Annotated in this window: 24 protein-coding genes, 1 tRNA gene, 1 riboswitch and 1 other annotated feature; of the genes, 13 read left to right on the top strand and 12 right to left on the bottom strand. The window is 62.3% G+C overall.

The window, feature by feature from the left end; genetic code table 11:
• Window positions 1–104: 104 nt before the first annotated feature.
• Window positions 105–1,046 (bottom strand): methyltransferase domain-containing protein, encoded by a 942-nt coding sequence (locus LQ231_RS04990; RefSeq protein ID WP_230170517.1) that lies wholly within the window; start codon window positions 1,044–1,046, stop codon window positions 105–107.
• Between the two features lie 161 nt (window positions 1,047–1,207).
• Here LQ231_RS04990 and LQ231_RS04985 point away from each other — a divergent pair, with 161 nt between their 5' ends.
• Genes LQ231_RS04985 through LQ231_RS04975 form a run of 3 tightly spaced genes read left to right on the top strand, consistent with a single transcriptional unit; the run spans window position 1,208 to window position 3,376 of the window.
• A complete protein-coding gene (locus tag LQ231_RS04985; protein WP_113143176.1) occupies window positions 1,208–1,474 on the top strand; it encodes a DUF6460 domain-containing protein in 267 nt (88 codons plus the stop codon).
• Window position 1,475: 1 nt separating this feature from the next.
• Window positions 1,476–1,979: a CAP domain-containing protein gene (locus LQ231_RS04980; protein WP_230170516.1), complete on the top strand. Its 504-nt coding sequence runs from the start codon at window positions 1,476–1,478 to the stop codon at window positions 1,977–1,979.
• A 47-nt stretch (window positions 1,980–2,026) separates the two neighbouring features.
• Window positions 2,027–3,376 (top strand): MATE family efflux transporter, encoded by a 1,350-nt coding sequence (locus tag LQ231_RS04975; protein WP_230170515.1) that lies wholly within the window; start codon window positions 2,027–2,029, stop codon window positions 3,374–3,376.
• Here the strand turns inward: LQ231_RS04975 and LQ231_RS04970 are convergent.
• On the bottom strand, window positions 3,352–4,440 hold the full coding sequence (locus LQ231_RS04970) for a quinone-dependent dihydroorotate dehydrogenase (protein ID WP_230170514.1): 1,089 nt from the start codon (window positions 4,438–4,440) through the stop codon (window positions 3,352–3,354). The genes LQ231_RS04975 and LQ231_RS04970 overlap by 25 nt on opposite strands.
• On the bottom strand, window positions 4,440–4,811 hold the full coding sequence (locus LQ231_RS04965; RefSeq protein ID WP_230170513.1) for a DUF952 domain-containing protein: 372 nt from the start codon (window positions 4,809–4,811) through the stop codon (window positions 4,440–4,442). The genes LQ231_RS04970 and LQ231_RS04965 overlap by 1 nt, the downstream gene beginning before the upstream one ends.
• A gap of 113 nt (window positions 4,812–4,924) precedes the next feature.
• On the opposite strand from LQ231_RS04965, the gene LQ231_RS04960 reads away from it, so the two are divergent.
• From LQ231_RS04960 to LQ231_RS04940, 5 genes are all read left to right on the top strand, one after another.
• Window positions 4,925–5,353 carry a hypothetical protein gene (locus LQ231_RS04960; protein WP_230170512.1) on the top strand — a complete coding sequence of 143 codons (429 nt, stop codon included), beginning with the start codon at window positions 4,925–4,927 and terminating at the stop codon, window positions 5,351–5,353.
• A 128-nt stretch (window positions 5,354–5,481) separates the two neighbouring features.
• A complete protein-coding gene (locus tag LQ231_RS04955) occupies window positions 5,482–6,129 on the top strand; it encodes a response regulator transcription factor (protein ID WP_113143170.1) in 648 nt (215 codons plus the stop codon).
• Window positions 6,130–6,259: 130 nt separating this feature from the next.
• Complete coding sequence (locus tag LQ231_RS04950; protein ID WP_230170511.1) at window positions 6,260–6,925, top strand: helix-turn-helix transcriptional regulator; 666 nt, start codon at window positions 6,260–6,262, stop codon at window positions 6,923–6,925.
• A 12-nt stretch (window positions 6,926–6,937) separates the two neighbouring features.
• On the top strand, window positions 6,938–7,633 hold the full coding sequence (locus LQ231_RS04945; RefSeq protein WP_230170510.1) for a hypothetical protein: 696 nt from the start codon (window positions 6,938–6,940) through the stop codon (window positions 7,631–7,633).
• A gap of 121 nt (window positions 7,634–7,754) precedes the next feature.
• On the top strand, window positions 7,755–8,168 hold the full coding sequence (locus LQ231_RS04940; RefSeq protein WP_230170509.1) for a tellurite resistance TerB family protein: 414 nt from the start codon (window positions 7,755–7,757) through the stop codon (window positions 8,166–8,168).
• A gap of 40 nt (window positions 8,169–8,208) precedes the next feature.
• Here LQ231_RS04940 and LQ231_RS04935 read toward each other — a convergent pair whose 3' ends face one another.
• Window positions 8,209–9,045, bottom strand: coding sequence for a transporter substrate-binding domain-containing protein (locus LQ231_RS04935; protein WP_230170508.1), 837 nt, complete (start codon window positions 9,043–9,045; stop codon window positions 8,209–8,211).
• Between the two features lie 178 nt (window positions 9,046–9,223).
• Here LQ231_RS04935 and LQ231_RS04930 point away from each other — a divergent pair, with 178 nt between their 5' ends.
• Window positions 9,224–11,116 carry a glycosyltransferase gene (locus tag LQ231_RS04930; RefSeq protein ID WP_230170507.1) on the top strand — a complete coding sequence of 631 codons (1,893 nt, stop codon included), beginning with the start codon at window positions 9,224–9,226 and terminating at the stop codon, window positions 11,114–11,116.
• A gap of 89 nt (window positions 11,117–11,205) precedes the next feature.
• Here LQ231_RS04930 and LQ231_RS04925 read toward each other — a convergent pair whose 3' ends face one another.
• The 3 genes from LQ231_RS04925 to LQ231_RS04915 all read right to left on the bottom strand — a co-directional run bounded on the left by LQ231_RS04925 (window position 11,206) and on the right by LQ231_RS04915 (window position 14,123).
• Window positions 11,206–12,765, bottom strand: coding sequence for a VOC family protein (locus LQ231_RS04925; RefSeq protein WP_230170506.1), 1,560 nt, complete (start codon window positions 12,763–12,765; stop codon window positions 11,206–11,208).
• 119 nt (window positions 12,766–12,884) lie between these two features.
• Window positions 12,885–12,958: transfer RNA gene (locus LQ231_RS04920), tRNA-Gly, on the bottom strand.
• 67 nt (window positions 12,959–13,025) lie between these two features.
• Complete coding sequence (locus LQ231_RS04915) at window positions 13,026–14,123, bottom strand: 2'-deoxycytidine 5'-triphosphate deaminase (RefSeq protein WP_230170505.1); 1,098 nt, start codon at window positions 14,121–14,123, stop codon at window positions 13,026–13,028.
• 73 nt (window positions 14,124–14,196) lie between these two features.
• Window positions 14,197–14,275: riboswitch (SAM riboswitch) on the top strand.
• Between the two features lie 48 nt (window positions 14,276–14,323).
• On the opposite strand from LQ231_RS04915, the gene LQ231_RS04910 reads away from it, so the two are divergent.
• Window positions 14,324–15,502, top strand: a complete 1,179-nt coding sequence (locus LQ231_RS04910) for an O-succinylhomoserine sulfhydrylase (protein ID WP_230170504.1) — start codon at window positions 14,324–14,326, stop codon at window positions 15,500–15,502.
• 222 nt (window positions 15,503–15,724) lie between these two features.
• Entirely contained in the window at window positions 15,725–16,117 is a 393-nt protein-coding gene (gene apaG / locus LQ231_RS04905) for a Co2+/Mg2+ efflux protein ApaG (RefSeq protein WP_007607817.1), read from the top strand.
• Between the two features lie 46 nt (window positions 16,118–16,163).
• Here apaG and LQ231_RS04900 read toward each other — a convergent pair whose 3' ends face one another.
• Together LQ231_RS04900 and LQ231_RS04895 are read right to left on the bottom strand one after the other, a co-directional pair.
• Window positions 16,164–17,633 (bottom strand): SulP family inorganic anion transporter, encoded by a 1,470-nt coding sequence (locus tag LQ231_RS04900; protein ID WP_230170503.1) that lies wholly within the window; start codon window positions 17,631–17,633, stop codon window positions 16,164–16,166.
• A 64-nt stretch (window positions 17,634–17,697) separates the two neighbouring features.
• Window positions 17,698–17,753: a sequence feature (sul1 is cis-regulatory element that is thought to sense ions involved in sulfur or methionine metabolism; They are found in Alphaproteobacteria), on the bottom strand.
• Window positions 17,754–17,890: 137 nt separating this feature from the next.
• Window positions 17,891–18,793 (bottom strand): LysR family transcriptional regulator, encoded by a 903-nt coding sequence (locus LQ231_RS04895; protein WP_230170502.1) that lies wholly within the window; start codon window positions 18,791–18,793, stop codon window positions 17,891–17,893.
• A gap of 122 nt (window positions 18,794–18,915) precedes the next feature.
• Between LQ231_RS04895 and LQ231_RS04890 the strand changes: the two genes are divergently transcribed.
• Both LQ231_RS04890 and LQ231_RS04885 read left to right on the top strand, forming a co-directional pair.
• Window positions 18,916–19,680, top strand: a complete 765-nt coding sequence (locus LQ231_RS04890; protein ID WP_230170501.1) for an SDR family oxidoreductase — start codon at window positions 18,916–18,918, stop codon at window positions 19,678–19,680.
• Window positions 19,681–19,920: 240 nt separating this feature from the next.
• Window positions 19,921–20,838 (top strand): alpha/beta hydrolase, encoded by a 918-nt coding sequence (locus tag LQ231_RS04885; RefSeq protein WP_113143160.1) that lies wholly within the window; start codon window positions 19,921–19,923, stop codon window positions 20,836–20,838.
• A 123-nt stretch (window positions 20,839–20,961) separates the two neighbouring features.
• On the opposite strand, the gene LQ231_RS04880 is transcribed toward LQ231_RS04885, so the two are convergent.
• The 3 genes from LQ231_RS04880 to LQ231_RS04870 form a co-directional block, all read right to left on the bottom strand.
• Window positions 20,962–21,951, bottom strand: a complete 990-nt coding sequence (locus tag LQ231_RS04880; protein ID WP_230170500.1) for an Hsp33 family molecular chaperone — start codon at window positions 21,949–21,951, stop codon at window positions 20,962–20,964.
• Between the two features lie 124 nt (window positions 21,952–22,075).
• Window positions 22,076–22,993 carry an ornithine carbamoyltransferase gene (argF, locus tag LQ231_RS04875; protein WP_113143158.1) on the bottom strand — a complete coding sequence of 306 codons (918 nt, stop codon included), beginning with the start codon at window positions 22,991–22,993 and terminating at the stop codon, window positions 22,076–22,078.
• Window positions 22,994–23,018: 25 nt separating this feature from the next.
• Window positions 23,019–24,215, bottom strand: a complete 1,197-nt coding sequence (locus LQ231_RS04870; protein WP_230170499.1) for an aspartate aminotransferase family protein — start codon at window positions 24,213–24,215, stop codon at window positions 23,019–23,021.
• Window positions 24,216–24,511 lie beyond the last annotated feature (296 nt).

The raw sequence follows: 24,511 nt of genomic DNA, 5'->3' as shown, positions 1-24,511 counted from the left end.
AAAAGGGGCCTCCCAAGCGCCAAGATGACCTGAGAAACGCCTGTTCACAAGGGTGATGGGTCAGGAATACTGACCTATTGAGAAGATCGCAAGAAAACGGTCGTTCAGGGCTTGTTCATCGCAAGAAACAGAATGCCGAAGACCGGTTTTCCGCCATCCATGCGAATGGTGGTGTGCTCGTGTTTGACGACGTCGAAGCCGTTTTGCGAGAGACGCTGGCGCACATGGGCTTCGGAATGGGCATAGCGCATCGACGGCTGAAGCGCGAAGCCCTCGTCCATGGCTGCGTCTTCGACGGAAAAGGCAAACAGCGCACCGGGTTGCGACAGGTTTGCGGCCAGTGAAAAAGCATTGGCGAGATCGCCGAGATACATCAGCACATCGGCGGCCGAAACCAGATCGGCACGGTGGCTGGCCAATCCGCCGGCGAGGAGGCCAGAGGCTTCCGGGTCGAGAGAAAGATCGGCGCGTGCCAGCAGGTCGTAGAGGTTCTTCTCTTCTGCCCGAGCAAGCATGTTGGCGGACAGGTCGAAGCCTTCGAGACGGGTCGCATGCTGGCGGATCTCGGCGCCGAACAGGCCCGTGCCGCAGCCGAGATCGACGGCGCAGGCGAAGGGGCCTGTCCGTGGACTGGAGGCAACCAGCGCCGCGAGTTTGCCCGGGACCGAATAATCCAGCCGCTCGACCAGGGCCGTGTCGAAGCGATCGGCATAATCGTCGAACAGAGCCTCGACATAGCGGCTGGGCGGCGTGTCGGGCATTTTTTCCGCACCGAGCAAAGCGAGCTTCAACTGCGCGCCGAAAATATCCTCGGGATCAAGCGACAGAACCGAGCGTAAGGCAGCGATCGCCTTGTCCGGCTGGCCGGATTTTTCGGCATAATCGGCAAGGCGCACCAGTCCGGCCGGCCAGACAGGCGCCAATTCCAGCGCCTGCTCCATCAATTCGACGGCCGCCGCAGGATCGCCACTTTCTGCCAGCATGCGGGCATAGTCGGCGCGACGGTCGGCAATCACGTCGCCGGAGGAAAACTGGGTCGGATGCATGGCTGTCCCTCAAGGCCTTTCAGGATGAGGAAGGCGCGCGGTCTTGACCGACGGCCGGAAAAAACTCAAGTGCTAAATGGAAGGCGAAGCAGGTCTTCGCCTCAAGGCATGCTTGCGAGGGCCGGTGGGTCCTCCCATATCAGAGCAAACAGGAGCGCCCTATGTCGGATAGCGTCAACAGATTTCTCGGCGATACGCCAGGCCGCACGATCGTCAAGCTGATCGTGGTGTCGCTGATCGTCGGCTTCGTCATGGCCGTGTTCGGGCTCGATCCGCTCGACCTGATCCAGGGCGTGAAATATTTCATCCTCGACCTCTGGCATACCGGCTTTGCCGCCCTTGGCCGGGTGGGCGACTATCTTCTGATCGGCGCGACCATCGTCATTCCGGTGTTCATCATTCTGCGCCTGTTTGCCTCGCGGAAGTGACATGAACGAGCGGACCCTGCATCTGCCGCGCCGTCGGCTTCTCCTCTTGGCCGGTGGCGGCCTGGCGCTTTCGATCGCCGGCTGCCGTACCACCGACGTGCTGACACCGGGCGACGCCCAGGCGCGGGCCGAGACCGAGGGGGCGCTGGAACTGGTCAACGACCTGCGCGACGCAAAAGGGCTTTCGCCGCTGGTGCGGGCCAAGGAGGCGGAAGTGGCGGCCATCGGCCAGGCCAAGCGCATGGCGCGCGCCGGCAAGATGACCCATCTGATCGGTTTCAACGATAGCTTCCTGGAGCGGATGAAGGGCAGCAATGTGCCGCTGCCGGCTGCGGAAAACATTGCGACGGGCCAGGATACGGTCGGGCGCGCGGTGCAGGCCTGGATCGATTCGAAGAAGCACCTGGAGAACATGCTCGGATCCTATCGTGGGCTGGGCGTGGCGGTTGCCTTCGATGCCTCTTCCGCAAACCGACCGTATTGGGCCATGGTGCTGTCGGCCTGAGCGATTCCCGCCTTGCCACCAGAGGGCTTCGGGGGATGGACCAGGGCATGGATCGAGATCGGGTCGCAGAACCCTTGCGCATCATAGAAGTCACACATCGCTCCGTGCTGGCGATTGCCGTGCCGATGACGCTGGGCTTCCTGACCACGCCGCTGCTCGGCCTGACCGACACCGCCGTGATCGGCCGCACAGGAACGGCAGCAAGCCTTGCCGGCCTTGCCATTGCCGCCGCCCTTTTCGATCTGCTGTTTGCCAGCCTCAATTTCCTGCGCGCATCGACAACCGCACTGGTCGCACAGGCGCAAGGTCGCCGGGACGACACCGAGGTATTTGCCGTCTTCTGGCGATCAATGGCGCTTTCGGTCGGTATCGGGCTGCTGATCCTGGCCCTCTCGCCGCTGATCATCTCTGGCGGACTGGCGCTGATGGGGGCGGAGGGCGAGGTGGCGCTGGCAGCGTCCACCTATATCGCCATTCGCATTCTGGCCGGACCGCTGACACTGTCGAACTTCACCTTGCTCGGCTTCGTGCTGGGGCGCGGCATGGGCTCGGTGGGACTGGCGCTGCAGATCCTTTTGAACGGTGTCAATATCATCATGTCGATCACGCTCGGCATCACCTTCGGCTGGGGCATTGCAGGCGTTGCCTGGGGCACAGTGATCGGCGAGGCGGTGGCCGCTGTCGCGGGCCTCTGTTTTGTCTTCTGGCGTTATGGCGGCGCAGCCTGGCCCCGGCTGGCGATGCTGACCGACAGGACCAGGCTTTCGCATCTCTTTCAGCTGAACCGCGACATCCTGATCCGGACCTTCTCGCTGATCACCGCCTTTACCGTGATGACCCGGGTTGGCGTGAGTTTCGGGCCGGTGACGCTGGCGGCAAACGCCGTGCTGATGAATTTCTTCATGATCGCCAGCTTCTATCTCGACGGCATAGCGACGGCAGCCGAGCAGATCACCGGCCAGACGGTCGGCGCCAGATCGCGCGCAGGCTTCGAAAAGGCGGTCAAGCTGACCGGGATCTGGTCGCTGGGGCTGGCGCTCGCCAGCCTCGCCTTCTTCCTGATCTTCGGCGCGGCGATCATCGGCTTCATCACCACGGCAGAAGACGTGCGGGCCATGGCCTCGACCTACCTGCCCTATGCCGCGCTGACGGCCCTGACCGGGGCGCTTGCCTTCCAGATGGACGGCGTCTTCATCGGCGCGACATGGTCGAACGAGATGCGCAACATGATGATCGTGGCGCTCGCAGGCTATCTGCTGACGGTGGCGATCCTCGTGCCAATGGCCGGCAATCACGGGCTCTGGGTCGCGCTCAACGTGTTTCTGGCGCTGCGTGGCCTGTTGCTGCTGTCACGGCTGAAGATGAAGATCGATCAGACCTTTGCCGAGAGCCAGTAATCGAGGCGGCTGTCGCGCAGCTCGCGGATATTGCCAACCTCTTCGCGGTCGATGAGTCCAGACAGACCACGGACGATCCTTGCCGGCAGGCCGGGGCCTTCATAGACCATGCAGGAATAGAGCTGAACGAGATCGGCACCGGCGCGGATCTTTTCCAGCGCGGTCTCGGCTGACGACACACCGCCAACGCCGATGATTGCCAGATCGCGGCCGACGCGCTTGCGCATGCGGGCAAGTACTGCGGTGGACTTGTCGAACAGCGGCTTGCCGGACAGGCCGCCCGCCTCCTTGGCGACGACCGGATCGGAGAGGCCATCGCGGGCGAGCGTGGTGTTGGAGACGATCAGGCCATCGAGATCATGGGCAAGCGCCACTTCGGCGATGTCGTCCATGCCCTCTTCCGTCAGATCGGGAGCGATCTTGAGGAAGACCGGAATGCGGCGGCCGGCGCGTAGCGCCTCCTCCTGGCGCGCGGCAAGCACGGCCGACAACAGGGCGGCCAGGCTTTCGCGCGCCTGAAGATCACGCAGGCCCGGCGTGTTGGGCGAGGAAATGTTGGCGGTAAAATAGCTGGCGACCGGATAAAAGCGGCGGATGCCGGCAACATAGTCGGCGATGCGGTCTTCGGCATCCTTGTTGGCGCCGATATTGACGCCGACAAGACCGGATTTGCCGGAACGGGCAGACAGGCGGGCATAGGCGGCGTCATGGCCTTCATTGTTGAAGCCGAGGCGGTTGATCACGGCCATGTCGTCGACCAGCCGGAAGATGCGCGGCTTGGGATTGCCCGATTGCGGCTTCGGGGTCAGCGTGCCGATCTCGGCGAAACCGAAGCCGAGCGACAAGAGCGCATCCGGCACTTCGGCATTCTTGTCGTAGCCTGCGGCCATGCCGAGCGGATTGGCGAAGGAGAGGCCGGCAACCGTCTGGGCGAGGCGCGGATCGGGGCTGATGCGGCAGGACGGAAGGAGGCCGGATTTCAGCGCGGCGACCGACATGCCATGGGCGGTTTCGGCGTCAAAGAGGAAGAGGCCGCGGCGGGCGAGAGAGGCGAAATCGAGCATCACTGGGTATCCCTGGAAGAGGCGTTCTTGAAGGCGTCGGGAAAAAGATGGGCACCGTCCGGCCCAAGCGGCAGCGGCTTTTCCCAGGCGACAGCATCGAACGGCAAAGCGGCGTAAAGATGAGGGAAGAGTGCGCCGTTGCGGGACGGCTCCCATTTCAGGGCGTCTGCCAGCGCTGCCGTTTCGACGGCGACCAGCAAAAGGCCGGATTGGCCGGCGAAATGGAGCCTTGCGGTCTCGACCGCCTGGGCGGCCGTGGAGAAATGGATATAGCCATCGGCGAGATCGATTGCCGCTCCCCTGAACTGGCCGTCGGGACGCGCCGCCTGCCATAATTCCTGCGGGACGATCTTGTATATGGTCTTTTCCATCGTCGCTCCTGGGGTTCCTGTGTTCCGCTGCGATGTTTGGCAGCGGTTTGCCGCAAAGCGGCGTCCTTGTCCACGCCTGTGGCCAATTGCACGACAAGAGGAGGAATAAAGACATGGTGGAAATGCTATCCAGGAGCCTTGTTGCCGCGATGCTGGCGCTGTCGAGCCTGCCGGCTGTCGCCCAGTATGCATCGACCGATCGCTACAGCCTGGAAAAATCCGAGACCGGCTTTGTCCGTCTCGACCGGCAGACGGGAACCGTGACGCTGTGCAAGGAAATCGACGGCAGCTTGACCTGCCGCATGGCGGCAGACGAGCGGGCGGCTTATGATGAGGATCTGGCACGGCTGGAAAAGCGGGTCGATCTCTTGGAAAAACAGGTGGCGGCGGGTGTGCCTGCCGCTTCAGCCAAGGAAGACCTGCCGAGCGATGCCGAAATCGACCGGTCGATCGGCATCATGGAACGGTTCATGCGAGCCTTCTTCGGCCTGGTGCAGGAATTCAGACGTGACGAAGAGCAGATACCGCCGAGCAAGACCTGACGCCGTGCATACACACTGATAGCGGCTGCTGCCTTGCCTATTGGCATTGTCTAGTGGCGCAGCAAGCGCTAAAAGAAGACACGCGCATTGCGCGATAGCTGACACAGCTCTTGGGAGGGAGCTTTGACATGGCTGCATCCACTTTCATTATTGCCGATGACCATCCACTGTTTCGCGGCGCCCTGCGCCAGGCCGTGACCGGCATCGACGGCACCCAGACGATCATCGAGGCCGGCGATTTCGAAGCCGCCCGGGCTGCGGCGACAGCCAATCCGGACGCCGACCTGATGCTGCTGGATCTGGCCATGCCGGGCGTCAGCGGCTTTTCCGGCCTGATGGCACTGCGCGCCGAATTCGCCAGCCTGCCGCTGGTGATCGTCTCGGCCAGCGACGATCCTGTCACCGTGCGCCGCGCGCTCGAACTGGGGGCCTCCGGCTTCATTTCCAAATCCTCCGGCATCGACGATATCCGCGCGGCGATCCAATGTGTGCTGGAAGGCGATATCTGGACGCCGAAGAGCTATCAGGGCGGACAGGAGACCGATCCGGACGTTGCCGATCTGATCAGCCGGCTGAGGACGCTGACGCCGCAGCAGAGCCGGGTGCTCGGCATGCTCGGCGAAGGGCTGCTGAACAAACAGATCGCCTATGAACTCGGCGTATCGGAAGCAACGATCAAGGCGCATGTCTCGGCGATCCTGCTGAAGCTCAAGGTGGACAGCCGCACCCAGGCTGTCATCCAGCTCGGCAAGATCAACATGGCGATGGTCGCCTGATCGGCGCGATTTGATCCAAGGATTTTATTCCTTTTTGCTTTACTAAGATGGGGTCCTGATTTATTGTTCCAGCCGAATTGGCCGGGGGCAGAATGCGTGCTGCCTTGCCGGCCCTGGAGCAGGCGCGATCATGCTTTCGCACGACAGCATATGGGCCGCGATTGACCGTCTCGCCGAGCGGCATTCGCTGACGCCTTCAGGGCTTGCACGCAGGGCGGGCCTCGACCCGACGTCGTTCAACAAATCGAAACGTGTGGCCGCCGACGGCCGGATGCGCTGGCCATCGACGGAATCGATTTCCAAGGTGCTGGATGCGACCGGCGCAAGCCTCGACCAGTTCATGAGTTACGTGTCACCGGAGACTGGCCGCAATTCCATTCCGAACGGCCTGTTTCCTCCACAGGCGAGCTCCATTCCGCTGCTCGGCATGGCACAGGCGGGTGCCGGCGGCTTTTTCGACGATGGCGGTTTTCCGGCAGGCCAGGGCTGGGATCTGGTGGAGTTCCCCTCCCCGCCCGGTCGCGGCACCGGTGTCTATGCGCTCGAGGTGCAGGGCGACAGCATGAAACCGCTCTACCGCGACGGAGATATCCTGATCGTCGAACCGGGCGCGCAGGTGCGCCGCGGCGACCGCGTGGTGGTCAAGACCCGCGAGGGCGAGGTCATGGCCAAGATCATGGCCCGGCAAAGCGCCAAAACCATCGACTTGCAATCCCTGAACCCGGAGCATCCGCCACGCAGCCTCGACATGAACGATGTCGAATGGGTCGCGCGGATCATCTGGGCCAGCCAGTAGGAAAACGCACCTATGCGTCGAAACGCAATGACCTTCGCCGTCGGCCTGGCCGGACTGCTGATATGGGGATTCCTGGTTGCCTCTGCCGGCCAGACGCTGCGTGATGAACCGGTCGACTATGACGTCGAAGACATGGATGTGCCGGATCCTTCGGAACTGGGCCTGCCCGAGGTCGAGACAATCGTCGAACCGCAGGTCGAGAGCCGTACCGTCAGGCCGATCGCACCGGAGGTCTTTGCCTCGCCTGCTATTGCCAACGCCGAAAACCTCGAACGTATCGCGCCCCGAGAACCGCTCGGCGAAAAACGCGTTCCGGCCAGGCCGCAAGTGGTGCTGCTGCCACGGCCGGTATCGCTGCAGGCGGGCATCGTTGCCTTCGGCGACGATCAGCGCGTTCGGCTGGCCGATCTTGAGGCAACGGCGCTTGAGCGTACATGTTCGGCAGCGGCGGACGGGGAATGGCCATGCGGCATGGTGGCGCGCACCCAACAGCGGCAATTGCTGCGCAACCGGTCGCTGGCCTGCGAAACAAGCGACGAACACTGGGTGGGCGAAATCGTGACGCGCTGCTGGGTCGGCACGATGGATGTCTCGACCTGGCTTGCCCGGCATGGCTGGGCGGAGGCGCGTGCAGGCTCGGGGCTTGCCGGGCTCACCGAACAGGCGCGCGCCGACGGCATAGGATTGTTTGGCAGTTCGGTGCGATAAAAAACAAGCCGGCCGCGGATCCGCAAGCACGGCGGCGGTCTCAGGCGCAATCGTCTACGTCGCCTTGAAAGCGGCCACCACAGTCCCCATTCTTGGCGAAATCAATCAGGATCCTGACTTCATGCAAAACCACGTCACTTCCGAAGAAGCGCTCATCTTTGTCATGGTGATGGCTTCAGCCGTCGACAATGCCATGGCGGAAAAGGAGCTGCGCCGGATCGGCCAGTTGATCGACATTCTTCCGGTCTTCACCGCGTTCGACAAGGATCGACTGATCGAGGTTTCGCAGCGTTGCGCCGAGATCCTGAATGGGGCCGAAGGGCTGGATATCGCGCTCGAGATCATTCGCGACGCCTTGCCGGAGCGGCTGTACGAGACGGCCTATGCGCTCGCCGTGGAGATCGCCGCCGTGGATCTTGCTATCCGGACGGAAGAAATACGGCTGCTCGAACTGCTGCGCAGCCGCCTCAAGCTCGACAAGCTGGTATGCGCGTCACTGGAGCGCAGCGCGGCGGTGCGGTATCGCGCGATCTGACGACAGTCGGCTGATTTCAGCGGCCCGATTTCGCCCGAGATCAATATAGGCCCGAGGGGAAATAGCGCAGATAGATTTCCTCCAGCCGGCCATTGCGCGACAGGGCTGCCAGGGCGCTGTCGAGCGCGGTTGCCAGCGTGCCGCCCTGTGGGCCAAGCATGATGGTCATGCCCTCACCGAGAAATTTCTCCGAGAGATAGGGCCCGTCAAACAGCCTGCAGCAATTGGCGGCAGCCGGGCTTTGCGTCCAGAAGGATAGCTGAAGGGCATCGGCGAAGGCGGCATCGACCTTGCGATCCTTGAGCGCCGCAAGCAGCGTCTCGCGGGTTTCGAAGGTCACGGGCTTGATGTCGGGAAAGAACGCTTTCAGCATCATCTCATGCGCCGTTCCGGCGATCACGCCCACCGGACGATCGAACAGGGCCGCGGCATCGCCTCCCGGCAACTGCGTCTCGCGATGCCGAATGAAGCGAGCCGGCAAAAGCATGTAGGGCCGGCTGAAGACGAAGCGCTGGCGCAAAGCGGCGGTGACCGCAACGCCGGCCAGAACCGCATCCCCCTGCCCCGCCTCAAGCGCATCCTGCAACTGTGCGTAGGGAAGCGCCTGGATCTGGCACTTCGTCTCCATGCCGAGTTCGGCGCACAGGGCCCGGGCAAGATCGATATGGAAACCGGCAAGACGGCCGGTCTGGTCGGTGAAATTGAAGGGCGGAAAATCCGTGGTGGTCAGGAAACGCAGGCGCAGGATCTCACTGACGTCCGGCCGCGCCAGCCGTTCGCGAGCATCGAAAAGCACAGGCAGATCGCCCGCCGCATCGATCTGAGCTTGTCCGGCAAGCCCCTGTGCCTGGGCGGGTGCTGCCAGCAAGACGAACACCAGCAGGGAAAATCGACAGAGCCGGGAACACAACCCGTATAAATCTAGGGATGTAACTTCTGCGCGTATCCGTATCATCACATACCGGGGTCATTGGGGACGTCATCTGGGGTCGATGACGTGTATCAGGTTGATGTGGACGAGGGAATATGGGTTTGCGCGGCTTGCCGCGCACCGATTGCCAGACACGGTCCATTCAGAGCGAGGCGCAGTCAGCGCGGCGCGGGCGAAGCGATATGCAGCGCTTCGGCATGAAGCGCTTCTGCTGAAGACACTCGGCATCTCCAAGCCGCTGATTGCCCGTATGGCGCAGCGCGCTGCCATGGTCGACACCACGATCGAGGCGGAACTGCTCGCCTCCGGCGCAGTGGACGAAGAAGCCTATTACGGCGGCCTGGCCCGCATGGCCGGACTGGCCTTTCTGCCAGACCTCCCGGCGGAGCGGATCTCCGACTGCACCGCACTGGACAGCCAATTGAAGGAGCCGACCATCGTGCGGCTGCATTCCAATGCCCGGCCGCCGGTGATCGCGATCGCGCCGAAGATCACGCATATCGAAGGCCTGGCAGCACGGGTCCGGCGCAGCGCCGAGGCCGGCGAGGCGCTGGTGATCACAACGCCATCGGCCATTCGCAAGGCCGTGTGGAAGGCGGGTGAAGAGCGACGCGGCCGGGTGGCGGTCCAGCAGCTGTTCCAGAACACGCAGCCCCTGTCGGCCCGCACCGTTGTGACCGGCGACCAGGGCTTTTCAGCCGGCCTGGTCATCGGCTGGCTGCTGATGCTGCTGTTTTTAGTGCCGCAATTCATGCTGACCACCCTACATGTGATCCTGTCCTCCTTTCATTTTGGAGCGCTGATCCTGCGGTTCGCCGTGCTGCTGCACAGCAGCCGACGCAAGACTGACGACCACATGCTGCTCGAAAGCGCCGACACGGCATTGCCAATCTATACGGTGATGGTGGCGATCTATCGCGAGGCAGCGGTGGTGCCGCAATTGATCCGGGCGCTGGAGGATATCGACTGGCCGCGAACTCGGCTCGATATCAAGCTCGTCTGCGAGGCGGATGACCGCGAAACGCTCGACGCGATCGCCATGGCGCGACCGGCGCCGCATATCGAGGTTGTGGAAGTGCCCGCTATGCAGCCGCGCACCAAGCCCAAGGCACTGACCTATGCGCTGGCCGGGGCGCGGGGCGAATTCGTCACGATCTACGATGCCGAGGACAGGCCGCATCCGCAGCAGTTGCGGGAAGCCTATCACCGTTTCCGCCTGAGCTCGGGCAAGCTTGCCTGCCTGCAATCACCGTTGGTGATCGCCAACGGGGCTGACAGCTGGCTGAGCGCGATCTTCGCGCTGGAATATGCGGCCCTGTTTCGCCGCCTGCTGCCGGCACTCGGCTTCTACCGCATGCCGCTGCCGCTCGGCGGCACGTCGAACCATTTCCGCACGGCAGTGCTGACCGGCGCCGGTGGTTGGGATCCGTTCAACGTCACCGAGGATGCCGATCTCGGCATGCGACTGAACAGGATGGGCTACGCGGTGTCCACCCTGACACTGCCGACACTGGAAGATGCGCCGACGCGGTTTCCCGTGTGGCTCGGACAAAGGACGCGCTGGTACAAGGGCTGGCTGCAAACCTGGCTGGTGCTGATGCGCAATCCGACCCGGACGATGCGGGAGATGCGGCCGCTGCCCTTTCTGGTCTTCCAGCTCTTGATCGGCGGCATGCTGATCTCGTCGCTCAGCCACCCGGCCCTGCTCAGCTTCATCGCCGTCTCGGCGCTGTCGATGCTGCAATCGCCGACACCCGACAGCTCGACCTTCACTGTGGTCATGCTGGTGATCGACATGCTCAACATATTCGGCAGCTACGCCGTGTTTTATGTCACCGGCTCGGTGCCGATGAGCCAGCGCGAGAAAAAACAGCCTGGGACGCTGCTGGCTGTATATTCCCGTCTACTGGATGGCGATCTCGCTCGCGGCCTGGAAAGCGGTCATCGAACTCCGCCTGAAGCCGTTCTACTGGAGCAAGACGCCGCATCTGCCGTCACGGGTCGCTGTCGCGAGTGACCGGATCGGCGGACATGACGCGGTTTTGGCGACGTGATCAGCTTGCGCATCGACGGGCGGGTCAATGCGTTGCACCGGAACCGACAGGTTCAGGCCTGCGCGGTGTCCGCCAGCCACTCCCGGGCGACATCGATATCGGCGGTGGCGATCGCGTGGCCCGCCGGGATGACACGATGGGTCACCTCGGCACCGGCCGAGCGCAACTGCTCTGCGAGCGGCAGCGCAAGGTCGCCGTAGGGATCATCGTTCCCGGCGACGATCAGCACGCGACTGCCGGACAGGTCGACGTCCGGCGTTTGCTCCAGCACCCGCATGGGGCGCAGAAGGACGGCCGTGGTCGCCATGCCCGGGTGAAGCAGCATGGCGGCGGCCAGCATATTGGCGCCATTCGAATAACCGACAAAGGCGAGCTTCTGCGTGTCGAGACCATAGGCAGGCACCGCGTCGTCAACAAAGGCGGACAAGGCTTCGGCTTCCGAGCGGATATCCTTCTGGTCGAAGGTAAGCTCGGAGAAACGTCGGAAGAAGCGGGCGACGCCTTCTTCGGTGGAGCGGCCGCGCAGACCGATCAGAAGCGCATCCGGGCCAAGCTTGCGGCCGAGGGGCAGCAGATCGGCCTCGTTGCCGCCCGTGCCATGCAAGAGGATCAACGTCGATCCGTCGGCCGTCTCCGGCTCGTGAACACGATGGATGAAGGGCAGATCGCGATAGATGAAACGTGGTTCGCCGGGCAGGCCGAATTGCGGCAGCATCGGCGTGATGTCGTCAGCTGCCAGCTTGAAATGCGCGGGGATGAACAGCTGTTCGCCGAGACGGTCGATCGGTTCGTCAATGTCGAAACCGGGACCATCGCTGGCCAGTTCGATCAGGCTGCCGGCGGGTTCGCGCACATACAGCGAATAGAAATATTTGCGGTCATGCACATTGATATTGCTATGGCCTTCGGCGACCAGCCTGCCAGCCTGCCGGTCGACATCGGCCTGATCGGGCAAACGCAGCGCAATGTGATCGATCATGCCCGTACCGGGAATGGCCGGCCAGAAGCCCGTGGCATCGCGGATATCGATGATCTGGCCTGAGCCGGAGATCAGACGGGTGACGGCGCCGTCGCTGCCGCTTTCGGCGAAATCGCCGTGGCGGATCAGAAAACCTGAGGTATGCGCCGGATGCTCCGACAGCAGCGTGGCGCCGCGCAGGCCGATGATGGCTTCATCCGCAGAAATGCCGGGGGCAAGCCAGGGTTTGCCGAGGATCAGGCCACTGACACCTACCAGCTTGACGATGATGCCGTCGGGATCGGTCAGGCGCAGCACCGGCTCGCCGAATTCGAGCGACGGACCCGACGCCTTGATGCCGAACTGCAGCGCCCGTGTCAGCCAGAAGCCGATGGCCGACGGCTCGATGGCAAAGGAGATCTCGCTGGGCGCGCCATGGCCGACTCGTCCGGGCGCTCCGTCCTCCCAGGCAAGGAACGAGACCAGCGAGCCGGCACTGGCCGTCGCATCGCCGTAGAACAGATGAAGCTGGGCCGCATCCTCGAAACCGCCGGTGCGTTTGACCAGCCGAAGCCCAAGAAAGCCGAGATAAAAATCGACATTCGCCTGGATCTTGCGGGTGATGGCGGTGATGTGGTGCAGGCCGCTGGTCATGGTTTCTCTCTTCGTGTCTCCATGACGTTGCATACATCAAAAAATGCAGACAGTGGAACGACTGATGCCATGGACAAAGGGTGACACAGCGTCGAGCAGAAATATGAGGGAGAGCGGACTGGAGCGGGTGAAGGGAATCGAACCCTCGTATTCAGCTTGGGAAGCTGCTGCTCTACCATTGAGCTACACCCGCGACAGGGGGAGGAATCCAACAGATCGCCGGCGCTGTCAAGCGCCGGTCTCTGGGAAACGGTGCGGCCTTACGGCAGGCGGAAGTGTTTCGAGAGCTTGAGCCCCTGCGCCTGGTAGTTGGAACCGAGGCCCGTGCCGTAGAGGCCTTCGGGGCGTTCCTGCATGTGTTCATAGACCAGGCGGCCGATGACCTGGCCGTGCTCGAGGATGAAGGGGACCTCGTGGCTGCGCACTTCGAGAACCGCGCGGCTGCCGGAGCCGCCGGCGGGCGCATGGCCGAAGCCGGGATCGAAGAAGCCAGCATAGTGGACGCGGAACTCGCCGACCAGGGGGTCGTAGGGCGTCATTTCGGCGGCATAGAGCGGCGGCACATGCACGGCTTCGTTCGACACGAGGATGTAGAACTCGTCCGGATCGAGGATCAGTTCGTCGGCGCCACGGCTGTAGAGCGGTTCCCAGAAATCGAGGACTTCATGGGCGCCCTTCAGATCGACGTCGATGACCGAGGTATGGTGCTTGCCGCGATAGCCGATCAGGCCCTGCGGGCCGGAGCCCTTGAGGTCGATCGACAGGGCAATGCCGCCGCCCGAGACATTCGGCATGTCGCTGGCGACCAGCGTGTCGGCTCTGTGCAGGTCGAGCAGTTCGCTTTCTCCGAGCAGGGCATGGCCGACGCGGAAACGGATCTGCGACAGGCGCGAGCCGCGACGGACGATGATCGGGAAGGTACGCGGCGAGATTTCGAGATAGAGCGGTCCCATGTAGCCGGCCGGCACCTTGTCGAATTCCTGGGCATAATCGACCATGACGCGGGTGAAGATATCGAGGCGGCCGGTCGAACTCTTCGGATTGGCCGAGGCCGAGATCTCGGCCGGCAGGTCGAGGCTTTCCATCAGAGGCACGATATAGACGCAGCCGGTCTCCAGCACGGCACCGTTTTCCAGATCGATCTCGTGCAGGGTCAGGCGTTCGAGCTTGTCGGCCACGGTATGGCCACGGCCCGGCATGAAGCTGGCGCGCACACGGATCGCCTTGCCGCCGAGGCGCAGATCCAGACTTGCCGGCTGGATCTGATCGTGATCCAGCATGACCTCGCTTTTCAGCCGCTCGGTGCCAAACAGCGTGCCGATGGCGCGATCCGACAATATCCCGGGTTTACTGCTCATTTTCTCTATCCTGTTTGGGGCCGACAAAACCAAACCCCGGGAATTGACGCAAGTCCAGCTTCGGCGTATGGCAAGCTTATCCCGTGGTGATTTGGCCGGTCGGCTTGCAGCCACGTTAAACAAATGGCTAAATAGACCGGGTTACTTGTAAACCGGTCCGTCTTCGCGACCGGTTTTTTTGTGTTTGAAAAGGCACTGACATGAGCAAGAACTGGCGCCCGGCAACCCAACTCGTCCATGGTGGCACACTGCGCTCGCAGTATGGCGAAACCTCGGAAGCGATCTATCTCACCCAGGGCTTCGTCTATGACAGCTCGGAAGCGGCCGAAGCCCGCTTCAAGGGCGAGACCGACGGTTTCATCTATGCGCGCTACGGCAGCCCGACCAATGACATGTTCGAAAAGCGCATGTGCATGCTGGAAGGCGCCGAAGACGCGCGCGCCACGGCATCGGGCATGGCGGCCGTTTCCGCAGCCATTCTCTGCCAGGTCAAGGCCGGCGACCATATCGTTGCCGCGCGCGCCCTGTTCGGCTCCTGCCGCTACATCATCGAGACACTGGCGCCGCGCTACGGCGTCGAGTTCACGCTGGTCGATGGCCGCGATCTCGCCAATTGGGAAGCGGCGATCCGTCCCAATACCAAGGTGATGTTCCTCGAAAGCCCGACCAATCCGACGCTGGAAGTGGTCGACATTGCCGGCGTTGCCAAACTGGCCAACCAGATCGGCGCCAAGCTGATCGTCGACAATGTGTTTGCCACGCCGCTGTTCCAGAAGCCGCTCGAACTCGGCGCGCATATCGTCGTCTATTCGGCGACCAAACATATCGACGGCCAGGGACGCTGCCTCGGTGGCGTGGTTCTGTCCGACAAGGAATGGATCACCGAGAATCTGCAGGACTATTTCCGCCATACCGGTCCTGCCATGTCGCCGTTCAACGCCTGGACGCTTTTGAAGGGCATCGAGACCCTTCCGCTGCGCGTCAAGCAGCAGACCAGCAATGCGGCCGCGATCGCCGATTTCCTCGCCGAGCAGGGCGCGATCGCCAAAGTGATCTATCCCGGTCGCGCCGACCATCCGCAGGCCGACCTTGTCGCCAAGCAGATGAGCGGCGGCTCGACGCTGGTGTGCTTCGAGATGAAGGGTGGCAAGGACGCGGCCTTCAAGCTGCAGAACGCCCTGGATATCGTCAAGATCTCCAACAATCTCGGCGATGCCAAGAGCCTGATCACCCATCCGGCAACGACGACGCACAAGAACCTGAGCGATGAGGCCCGTGCCGAACTCGGAATGTCAGGCGGCACCGTGCGTCTGTCCTGCGGCATCGAGGACACCACCGACCTGCTCGAGGATTTCGCTCAGGCCCTTAAGGGGATTTGAGACCTGCCGCGATGGCCTCGCCCCCAAGCAGGTGGGGACGTCGAACCGAAACCAAAAAAAGTCCGGCCACGCGCGCGCGCGTGACCGGGCACTTGCCCTTGACGCGGTGATATAGGCTAATATGCAATCGGCTTATTAATTCGCTCCGGACAGCAGGACCTTGCGCTGCCTTCCACGAAGACTAGTTTAATGTTGGCAATGAAGCATTCAGAAGGTTCAGGCATGTATCGCGCTCTGACACGGGACATCGAAGTCAGCGTCGAGCCTTATTATCTGGAGGAGCAGTCCGATCCGGATGACAGCCGTTATGTTTGGGGCTACCGCATCGTCATTGCCAATCACTCCGGAAAGTCCGTGCGGCTGACACATCGCTACTGGCATATCACCGACCAGAACGGCCAGGTGGACGAAGTCAGCGGCCCCGGAGTCGTGGGCGAACAACCCCGCCTCAGCCCGGGCGATACCTATGAATATTCCTCCGGCTGTCCGCTCGACACACCGTCGGGCATGATGCATGGCACTTACCGGATGGAAACCGACGACGGGGAAGCCTTTGACGTGGACATCCCTGCCTTTTCGCTCGACAGTCCCGGCATGAGCCGTACGCTCAACTGAGCGCTCGACCGCCGCGCCATGTTTGGCAACGACGGCCGCCGATTGCCTACACTTCCTTCAGACGTTCGCCGCCGTCGAGGCTGCCGATCAGGGTCGCGCTGGCCTGATTGAGGCCGACAACGTCGACGCCAATGCCATGCGCCCTGAAGCGCTGGACGACGCGATCAAGGGCAGCCACTGCGGTGATGTCCCAGAAATGCGCGTCCGACACGTCGATCACCGCCGTCATGCCGGTGGCATCCTCGATGTCGAAGGCGTCGATGAAGACATCGGCGGAGGCGAAGAAGATCTGACCGGAGACGCGGTAGGTCAGGCGATTGGCCGCGGTATCAGCTTGCTCTTCGACCTTCAGCAGGCGCGCGACCTTGAAGGTGAAGAAGACGCCGCTCAACAGCACGCCGACGAAGACACCAAGCGCCAGGTTGGCGGTGAACACCGTGACGACGACGGTCGCGACCATGACGGTGCTCGACATCTTCGGATGGATGACGACGGCGCGCAGCGACGACCAGTCGAAGGTGTCGATCGAAACCATGACCATGATGGCAACCAATGCCGCGACCGGCACTTGCGACACCCACGGCTTCAGCAGCACCATCAGCACCAACAGGAAAGCGCCGGCGAACAGCGTCGACAGGCGGCCACGGCCGCCATATTTCACATTGCTCACCGTCTGACCGATCATGCCGCAACCGGCGATACCGCCAAACAGGCTGGCTGCCGTGTTGGCAATGCCGAGGCCGGCGCATTCGCGGTTCTTCAAACTCGGCGTGTCGGTGAGGTCGTCGACGACGCTCGCCGTCATCATCGATTCCAGCAGGCCGACCATGGCGATGGCAAGCGCCGGGCCGGCGATGATCGACAGTGTTTCCAGCGTCAACGGTACAGACGGCCAGCCAAAGGCCGGGAGGGAATCCGGCAGCTTGCCGAGATCGGCGATGGTCATCACCGGCAGATCAAAGGTCACGGCCGCTGCAGTCAGTACGAGAATGCAGATCAGTGGCGAGGGAATGGCCGTCGTGATGCGTGGTACGAGATAGATGATGGCAAGGCCTGCCGCCAACATCGAATAGGCGATCCAGTCGCCGTGGATGATATGCGGCAGTTGCGCCGCAAAGATCAGGATGGCGAGCGCATTGACGAAGCCAGTGCGCACCGATTTCGACACGAAACGCATCAATACGCCGAGGCGCAGCAGGCCGAAAAGGATCTGGAAGAGACCGGCCAGCAGTCCGGCAGCGAGCAGATATTGCAGCCCATGCGCATGGACCAGCGGCGCGACGACAAGCGCAACGGAGCCGGCAGCGGCCGAAATCATCGCCGGGCGGCCGCCGGTAAAGGCAATGACGATGCCGATGACGAAGGAGGCAAACAGGCCGACTTGCGGATCGACGCCCGCAACGAAGGAAAAGGCGATGACCTCGGGGATCAGCGCGAAGGTGGCGACGGCGCCGGCGAGCATTTCGCGCATGGGATTGGCGGACCACTCGCGGCGGTAGGAAGACAGATTTGACATGGGATTCCACAGGTAAAGGCAACTGGCCGAGAGATATCGGGCCAAGGGGAGGGTTGCGTTGCTGTGTTGTCTGGCGGATTGGCGGCCAGAAGAGCCACCCGGAGTTTCACCGGGTCCTTGCGAATGCAAGGCTTGTAGCGCGGGAATGGCGGGATGACAAGATTGGCCGTAACTGACCCTGCGCCGGCTCATTCGGGTTCAGCCATAGCTTCGTATGATGACAGACAAGCGGACACAGGCATCAACGCCAGCAAGCCTCAATCAACTTCCCAGTAAGGCGGACTGCCGAAAGTCTGTCTGAGATGGCTGACGATCGCAGTGATCTTGGCGGACGGGCTCTTGCCCTGCGGATAGGCGAGATAGATGAATTCCGGCTCCGGCCTATGGTCGATCCTGATCTCCTGTAGCAGGCCATCCCGGATCGCCGGACTGGCTATGAAGGGTGGAAGCATGGCTATGCCGAGGCCGGCGATGGCGGCGTCGCGCAGCATGTCACCATTGTTCATGCCCAGCGCCAGCGTGGCGCGCACGATCTCGACGCCGGCCTCTGTCTGGAAGCGCCAGTCTGCGATGCCGCGATTGGTGTAGAAAAGCCCCCTATGGCTTTCCAGGTCGCGCAGGGTTTTCGGCGTGCCGTGGCTTTCCAGATAGGCCGCGGATGCACACAGCATGCGACGGCTGGGCGCGAGTTTCCAGGCGACGAGGCGTGAATCCATGATGGGGCCATGGCGGATGATCGCATCATAGCCGGCGGAGAAGGCATCGACGCGGCGATCGTCGATATCCAGCGTCAATTCGAGTTCCGGATGCTGGGCGAGAAATGGATAGAGTGAAGGCCCCAGGTGCATGCGGCCGAAGGTGACGGGTGCTGCAATGCGCACCGGTCCGGCAAGCGTGCCCCGTCGCTCCGACATGTCGGCGGTCGCCTCCTCGATCTCGCGACTGATGCGACGGGCGCGCTCCAGAAACGACGTGCCGTCCTCGGTCAGGGAGAGCTTGCGCGTCGTGCGATGCAGAAGCACTCCGCCCAAGGTCTTTTCCAGCTCGGAAAGCCTGTCGCTGACCACCGATTTCGACAGACGCAGCCGTCTTGCGGCTTCGCTGATCGACCCCTCCTCGACAATCGCGACAAAGGCCAGGATGCATTCCGTCTTGATCATTGTTCGGTATTTCCGGATTCCAGTTCCAACACCTGGAGACTAATCCGAACGATGCGGAAATGCCATCTTCTGGTCATCGAAACCGGCGGCAAAACGTCGCCGACATATCCAGGAGAACTGAGATGACACGCTTGAACAACAAAGTCGCAATCGTTACCGGCGCAAGCTCCGGCATTGGCCGCGCAACCGCCCGGCTTTTTGCCGCCGAGGGTGCAAAGGTCGTGGTCGGCGCACGCCGACAGGCCGAGCTTGACAGCCTTGTGGCCGAGATCGAGGCGCTCGGCGGAACGGCGGTCGCCATTGCCGGCGATGTGCGCTCGGAGGACTACCACAAGCTTCTCGTTGCCACAGCCGTCGAACGCTTCGGCAAACTCGACATCGCCTTCAACAACGCCGGCACGCTGGGCGAAGCCGGACCGAGCACCGGTGTTTCGGAAGCCGGATTTACCGATACGCTGGCGATTAACCTTACGGCCTCGTTCCTGGCCGCCAAACACCAGGTCGGCGCGATGGAAAACAACGGCGGCGGTTCGATCATCTTCACCTCGACCTTCGTTGGCTACAGCTTTGCCTTCCCCGGCGTTGCAGCCTATGCTGCCAGCAAATCGGGGCTGATCGGCCTGACCCAGGCGCTGGCCGCCGAATACGGCCCGAAGAATGTGCGGATCAATGCGATCCTGCCCGGTGCCGTCGATACGGACATGTATCGCGACATGAATGACACGGCTGAAAAGCAGGCCTTTATTACCGGATTGCATGCATTGAAGCGGGTGGCCACGCCCGAGGAACTGGCCCGCTCTGTTGTCTATCTCGCATCCGACGATTCCAGCTTTGTAACCGGCACGGCTTCGCTCGTCGATGGCGGGGCCTCGATCACACGCAGTTGAGCAGCATCAGGGGCGACGATCGAACCCGCCGCCCATTGCGCCTTCGATCATCCGGCTGGGCACGCGCCAAAGTCAGGCACGACAGCCTGCCGGGTGGACAATGATTGTTCGGTATTACCGGAATGCAGCTCCGCCTTCGGGCGGCTAATCCGAACGCCGAGCCAATGGTATATCAACATTGCCAAGGGAGAAGAAAGCGACGGCCAAACGACCGTCCTCCCAACAAACAGGAGAAGTGCCATGCTGAAATTGATTGCCGCTTTTGCAGCCATACTGTCTGCGACGCCTTCTTTCGCCGAGATGCCGGACTTTCCAGCATCGTTCAAGACCCAGGACATTACAACGAATGGCGCCACGATCCACGTCCGCGTCGGCGGCAAGGGACCGGCCGCCGTGCTGCTGCACGGCTACGGTGAAACCGGCGACATGTGGGCGCCGATGGCCGCCGATCTTGCGCGCGACCATACGGTGATCGTTCCGGATCTGCGCGGGCTCGGCCTCTCGTCGAAACCCGGGGCAGGCTTCGACAAGATGACCCAGGCCGAAGACGTCGCAGGCGTGCTGGATGCGCTCGATATCGACCGCGCCGACCTGGTCACCCATGACATCGGCAACATGGTCGGATTTGCGTTTGCCGCCCGGCATCCGGACCGTGTGACACGTTTTGTCCTGATTGACGCTCCGGTCCCGGGGGTTGGCCCGTGGGAAGAGGTCCTGAAGAACCCGCTGCTGTGGCATTTCCGCTTCGGTGGTCCGGATATGGAAAGGCTCGTGGCCGGACGCGAGCGCATTTATCTCGACCGTTTCTGGAACGAGTTTTCGGCAACGCCGGATCGCTTTACCGAAGAATCCCGTGCGCATTATGCGAAGCTCTATGCGTTGCCGGGCGCCATGCATTCCGGCTTCGCCCAGTTTGCCGCCTTCGACCAGGATGCAATCGACAACAAGGCTATTCTTGCCAAGAACGGCAAGCTTGCCATGCCGGTGCTGGCGATCGGTGGCGAAAAGTCATTCGGCCCGATGATGGCGACGGTGATGCGTGCCGCGGCAACCGATGTGACCGAGGGGGTGATACCGGATTCAGGCCACTGGATCATGGAGGAAAACCCCTCTGCCACGACCACCATGGTGCGCGCATTCCTGGAGGCCGGGCGCTGAACGCATACCGCACCGCCTCGGAGAAACATCAGGGCTCACGTTAGCCGTCCGTGACGTGCTTTACACACAGGCAGACCAGAGGCCGGGACATCCCCGGCCTCTCTTCCATTCGTCACCCATCCATCAAGCGGCAGCGACTTCCGCCGGTTCATAGTGATAGCTGCTGGAGCAGAACTCGCAGCTGACGGTGATCTTGCCGTCCTCGGTGCTGGCTTCGATCTCCTCGGCTGAGAAGCCTTGCAACACGCCCTTGATCTTGTCGCGCGAGCAGCTGCAGCGGTCGTAGACGGCGTGCGGGGCGTAGGCGCGAACGCCACGCTCGTGGAACAGCCGAAACAGCAAGCGCTCGATACCGACCTGCGGGTCGGTGAGTTCATCGGCATCGATCGTATCGACCAACATGCGGGCTTCTTCCCAGGCGTCGTCATGCGAAATCTCGAAATCGCGTTCGTCGCCATCGCCTCCGTGCAGATCCGGCATTCGCATACGTTCCGGCGCCTCGGGCAGGAACTGCGCGATCAGGCCGCCTGCCCGCCAGGTGCGGCGCGGCTTGCCGTTCTCGTCGCGGTCGAAGAGTTCGGCGGCGCCCAGGCGCACGCGCGTCGGGATCTGTTCCGACTGGCGGAAATAGACACCGGCGATATCCTCGAGCGACGAGCCGTCGAGCGGCACGATGCCCTGGTAAGGCTGCATGAAGGCGCCCTGATCAATGGTGAAGGCGAGCACACCATTGCCGAGCAGTTGTTCCGGCGAGGTCCGGCCGGCAGCCACCGCTTCAGCCAGCGCTTCCTCGTTGAAGCGGGCATAAGCGCGGACGCTTTCCGGGGTCGAGAAGTCCGCGACCAGCAGATCCACCGGGCCGTCTCCCTTGGTCTGGACGGTGAACTTGCCATCGAACTTCAGCGATGTACCGATCAACACCGTCAACACGATCGCCTCCGCCAGCAGGCGGGCAACGGGCTGCGGATAGGAATGGCGATCAAGGATGGAATTGATCAGCGGGCCGACCTGAACGGCGCGGCCGCGCACATCCAGACCTTCGACTTGGAAAGGCACGACACGATCATCACCGGCGAAACCGAATTCGCCGAGCTCGGCTTGTTTATTCGACATGAATGGTCTCCTGGCGCCCGGCGGCGCAAAAAAGCAGAGCCGATACGGCCCTATGAGAAAGCGCTCAGATGGTATCGCCGCCGTCAAAGGTCAAGCGGGGCAGCATGGCCCCGTCTCAAGGGCCTTAGATGGCGCCGAGGCACCACGCGAGAATGGACTTTTGCGCATGCAGGCGGTTTTCCGCCTCGTCGAAGACGACCGACTGCGGACCGTCGATGACCTCATCCGTCACTTCTTCGCCGCGATGGGCGGGAAGGCAATGCAGGAACAGAGCCTCGCTGTTGGCCTTCTTCATCAGCGCCGCATTGACCTGGAAGGGCTGGAAGACATTGTGGCCACGCGCCTTGTGTTCCTGGTTCATCGAGATCCAGGTGTCGGTGATGACCGCATCGACACCTTCGACGGCGCGATCGGCATCATGGCACAGCATGATCTCGCCGCCATTGTTGCGCGCCCAGTTGAGGATCTTGTCGTCCGGCTCGGAGCCGAGCGGCACGGCCATGTTCATCTTGTAGCCGAAACGGGCAGCGCCTTCGACCAGCGAGTGAAGGACATTGTTGCCGTCGCCGGTCCAGGCGAGCGTCTTGCCGGCGATCGGGCCGCGATGTTCCTCGATGGTCAGGATATCGGCCATGATCTGGCAAGGATGGGTGAGATCCGTCAGTGCGTTGATCACAGGCACAGTGGCATGTTCGGCCATTTCCAGCAGGCGGGAATGATCGGTGGTGCGGATCATGATCGCATCAACGTAACGCGACAGGACCTTGGCGGTGTCGCCGATGGTCTCGGCGCGGCCGAGCTGCATCTCGGTACCCGACAGGAACAGCGTCTCGCCGCCGAGCTGGCGCATGCCGACATCGAAGGAAACGCGGGTACGGGTAGACGGCTTCTCGAAGATCATCGCCAGCATCTTGCCGGCCAGCGGCTTGTCGGCCGTGCCGGCCTTGGTTGCCTGCTTGCGGCTGCGCGCATCGTCCATCATGGAGCGAAGGTCGACGGCGGAGACCGCGGAAAGATCGAGGAAATGCTTTGGAGATGCCATAAATGTCTACCTGTCCCTGCGCATATTAAGCGATTGCTGCGGCCTTTTCGCGGACCTTCTCTGCCGCAAGCTCGATGCGACGCAGGCCGTCGCGTGCTTCCTCAGCCGTCGTGACGAGCGGTGGCAGAAGACGGATGACATTGTCGCCTGCCGGCACGCCGAGAAGATGCTGGTCGCGCATGGCCATCAGCAGGTCGGTATTCGGTCCCTTGGCCTTGATGCCGAGCATCAGGCCTTCGCCGCGGATTTCCGCGATGACATCGGGGAAACGATCCTGCAGCGAGGCAAGCCCCTGGCGGAAGACGAGTGCGACATCACGCACCTGATCGAGGAAACCATCGGCCAGCACGACATCGAGCACGGCATTTCCGACCGCCATGGCGAGCGGATTGCCGCCATAGGTAGAGCCATGGGTGCCGGCTTTCATGCCATAGGCCGCCTCTTCGGTGGCGAGGCAGGCGCCAAGCGGAAAGCCGCCGCCGATGCCCTTGGCAACTGCCATGATGTCCGGCGTGATGCCGGCCCATTCATGGGCGAAGAACTTACCGGTCCGGCCAACGCCCGACTGCACTTCATCGAGGATCAGCAGCAGATCATGCTCGTCACAAATGGCGCGCAGCTCGCGCAGCATCTCGACGGGGATGGCGCGGATGCCGCCCTCGCCCTGAACCGGCTCGACAAGAATGGCAGCCGTCGCATCGGAGATGGTCGCCTTCACGGCATCGATATCGCCGAAAGGAACCTGGTCGAAACCCGGAGCCTTGGGTCCGAAGCCCTCGAGATATTTTTCCTGGCCGCCGGCGGCGATCGTCGCGATGGTTCGGCCGTGGAAGGCGCCTTCCATGGTGATGATGTGGAATTTCTCCGGGTGGCCCTTGGTGAAATGATAGCGGCGCGCGGTCTTGATCGCACATTCCAGCGCTTCGGCACCGGAATTGGTGAAGAAGACACGATCAGCAAAGGTGGCTTCGGTCAGGCGCCGGCCGAGCATTTCCTGGCCAGGCACATCATAGAGATTGGAGACGTGCCAGAGCTTTTCGGCTTGCGCCTTCAACGCTTCGACCAGATGCGGATGGGCATGGCCGAGAGAGTTGACGGCAACGCCGGCGGCAAAATCCAGGTAGCGTTCTCCGCTCTCGGTAACAAGCCAGACGCCCTCGCCTCGCTCGAAACGCAGTGGCGCCCGATTGTAGGTCTGATAAAGCGGCGTCGCTTTGGTCATGGCTATCATCATCCTTGATTGGCGGCGTTCAGCGGCGACAGAACAGCCGTGGGCAGGTCAAAAATTAAAAATGCCGCCTTGCGGCGGCGGGGGCACTATCGGCATTTAACCCAGCAATGTCAACGAAACTTACTGGAAAATGAGGGCTTCCGGGCATTTGCCGCGACCACCGGACGCCATGGCGCCGGGTCCATTTGTGAGTGTTGCAGACTTGACTCACTCGGGAAGCAAGTTGGGGAAAACCGGGAAATCGATTCCAGATGATTCTCCCGACTCTTGTCACAGAGTCACCCGAC

It is taken from the genome of Rhizobium sp. CECT 9324, from assembly GCF_918741265.1.
In the GTDB taxonomy this organism is placed as follows: Bacteria; Pseudomonadota; Alphaproteobacteria; order Rhizobiales; family Rhizobiaceae; genus Allorhizobium.
This window is presented reverse-complemented; position numbering and strand designations above follow the sequence as displayed.

Coding starts and splice junctions, on each gene's coding strand:
- LQ231_RS04990 (WP_230170517.1), bottom strand. CDS start 1,046: ATGCATCCGACCCAGTTTTCCTCCGGCGACGTGATTGCCGACCGTCGC.
- LQ231_RS04985 (WP_113143176.1), top strand. CDS start 1,208: ATGTCGGATAGCGTCAACAGATTTCTCGGCGATACGCCAGGCCGCACG.
- LQ231_RS04980 (WP_230170516.1), top strand. CDS start 1,476: ATGAACGAGCGGACCCTGCATCTGCCGCGCCGTCGGCTTCTCCTCTTG.
- LQ231_RS04975 (WP_230170515.1), top strand. CDS start 2,027: ATGGATCGAGATCGGGTCGCAGAACCCTTGCGCATCATAGAAGTCACA.
- LQ231_RS04970 (WP_230170514.1), bottom strand. CDS start 4,440: ATGCTCGATTTCGCCTCTCTCGCCCGCCGCGGCCTCTTCCTCTTTGAC.
- LQ231_RS04965 (WP_230170513.1), bottom strand. CDS start 4,811: ATGGAAAAGACCATATACAAGATCGTCCCGCAGGAATTATGGCAGGCG.
- LQ231_RS04960 (WP_230170512.1), top strand. CDS start 4,925: ATGGTGGAAATGCTATCCAGGAGCCTTGTTGCCGCGATGCTGGCGCTG.
- LQ231_RS04955 (WP_113143170.1), top strand. CDS start 5,482: ATGGCTGCATCCACTTTCATTATTGCCGATGACCATCCACTGTTTCGC.
- LQ231_RS04950 (WP_230170511.1), top strand. CDS start 6,260: ATGCTTTCGCACGACAGCATATGGGCCGCGATTGACCGTCTCGCCGAG.
- LQ231_RS04945 (WP_230170510.1), top strand. CDS start 6,938: ATGCGTCGAAACGCAATGACCTTCGCCGTCGGCCTGGCCGGACTGCTG.
- LQ231_RS04940 (WP_230170509.1), top strand. CDS start 7,755: ATGCAAAACCACGTCACTTCCGAAGAAGCGCTCATCTTTGTCATGGTG.
- LQ231_RS04925 (WP_230170506.1), bottom strand. CDS start 12,765: ATGACCAGCGGCCTGCACCACATCACCGCCATCACCCGCAAGATCCAG.
- LQ231_RS04915 (WP_230170505.1), bottom strand. CDS start 14,123: ATGAGCAGTAAACCCGGGATATTGTCGGATCGCGCCATCGGCACGCTG.
- LQ231_RS04910 (WP_230170504.1), top strand. CDS start 14,324: ATGAGCAAGAACTGGCGCCCGGCAACCCAACTCGTCCATGGTGGCACA.
- apaG (WP_007607817.1), top strand. CDS start 15,725: ATGTATCGCGCTCTGACACGGGACATCGAAGTCAGCGTCGAGCCTTAT.
- LQ231_RS04900 (WP_230170503.1), bottom strand. CDS start 17,633: ATGTCAAATCTGTCTTCCTACCGCCGCGAGTGGTCCGCCAATCCCATG.
- LQ231_RS04895 (WP_230170502.1), bottom strand. CDS start 18,793: ATGATCAAGACGGAATGCATCCTGGCCTTTGTCGCGATTGTCGAGGAG.
- LQ231_RS04890 (WP_230170501.1), top strand. CDS start 18,916: ATGACACGCTTGAACAACAAAGTCGCAATCGTTACCGGCGCAAGCTCC.
- LQ231_RS04885 (WP_113143160.1), top strand. CDS start 19,921: ATGCTGAAATTGATTGCCGCTTTTGCAGCCATACTGTCTGCGACGCCT.
- LQ231_RS04880 (WP_230170500.1), bottom strand. CDS start 21,951: ATGTCGAATAAACAAGCCGAGCTCGGCGAATTCGGTTTCGCCGGTGAT.
- argF (WP_113143158.1), bottom strand. CDS start 22,993: ATGGCATCTCCAAAGCATTTCCTCGATCTTTCCGCGGTCTCCGCCGTC.
- LQ231_RS04870 (WP_230170499.1), bottom strand. CDS start 24,215: ATGACCAAAGCGACGCCGCTTTATCAGACCTACAATCGGGCGCCACTG.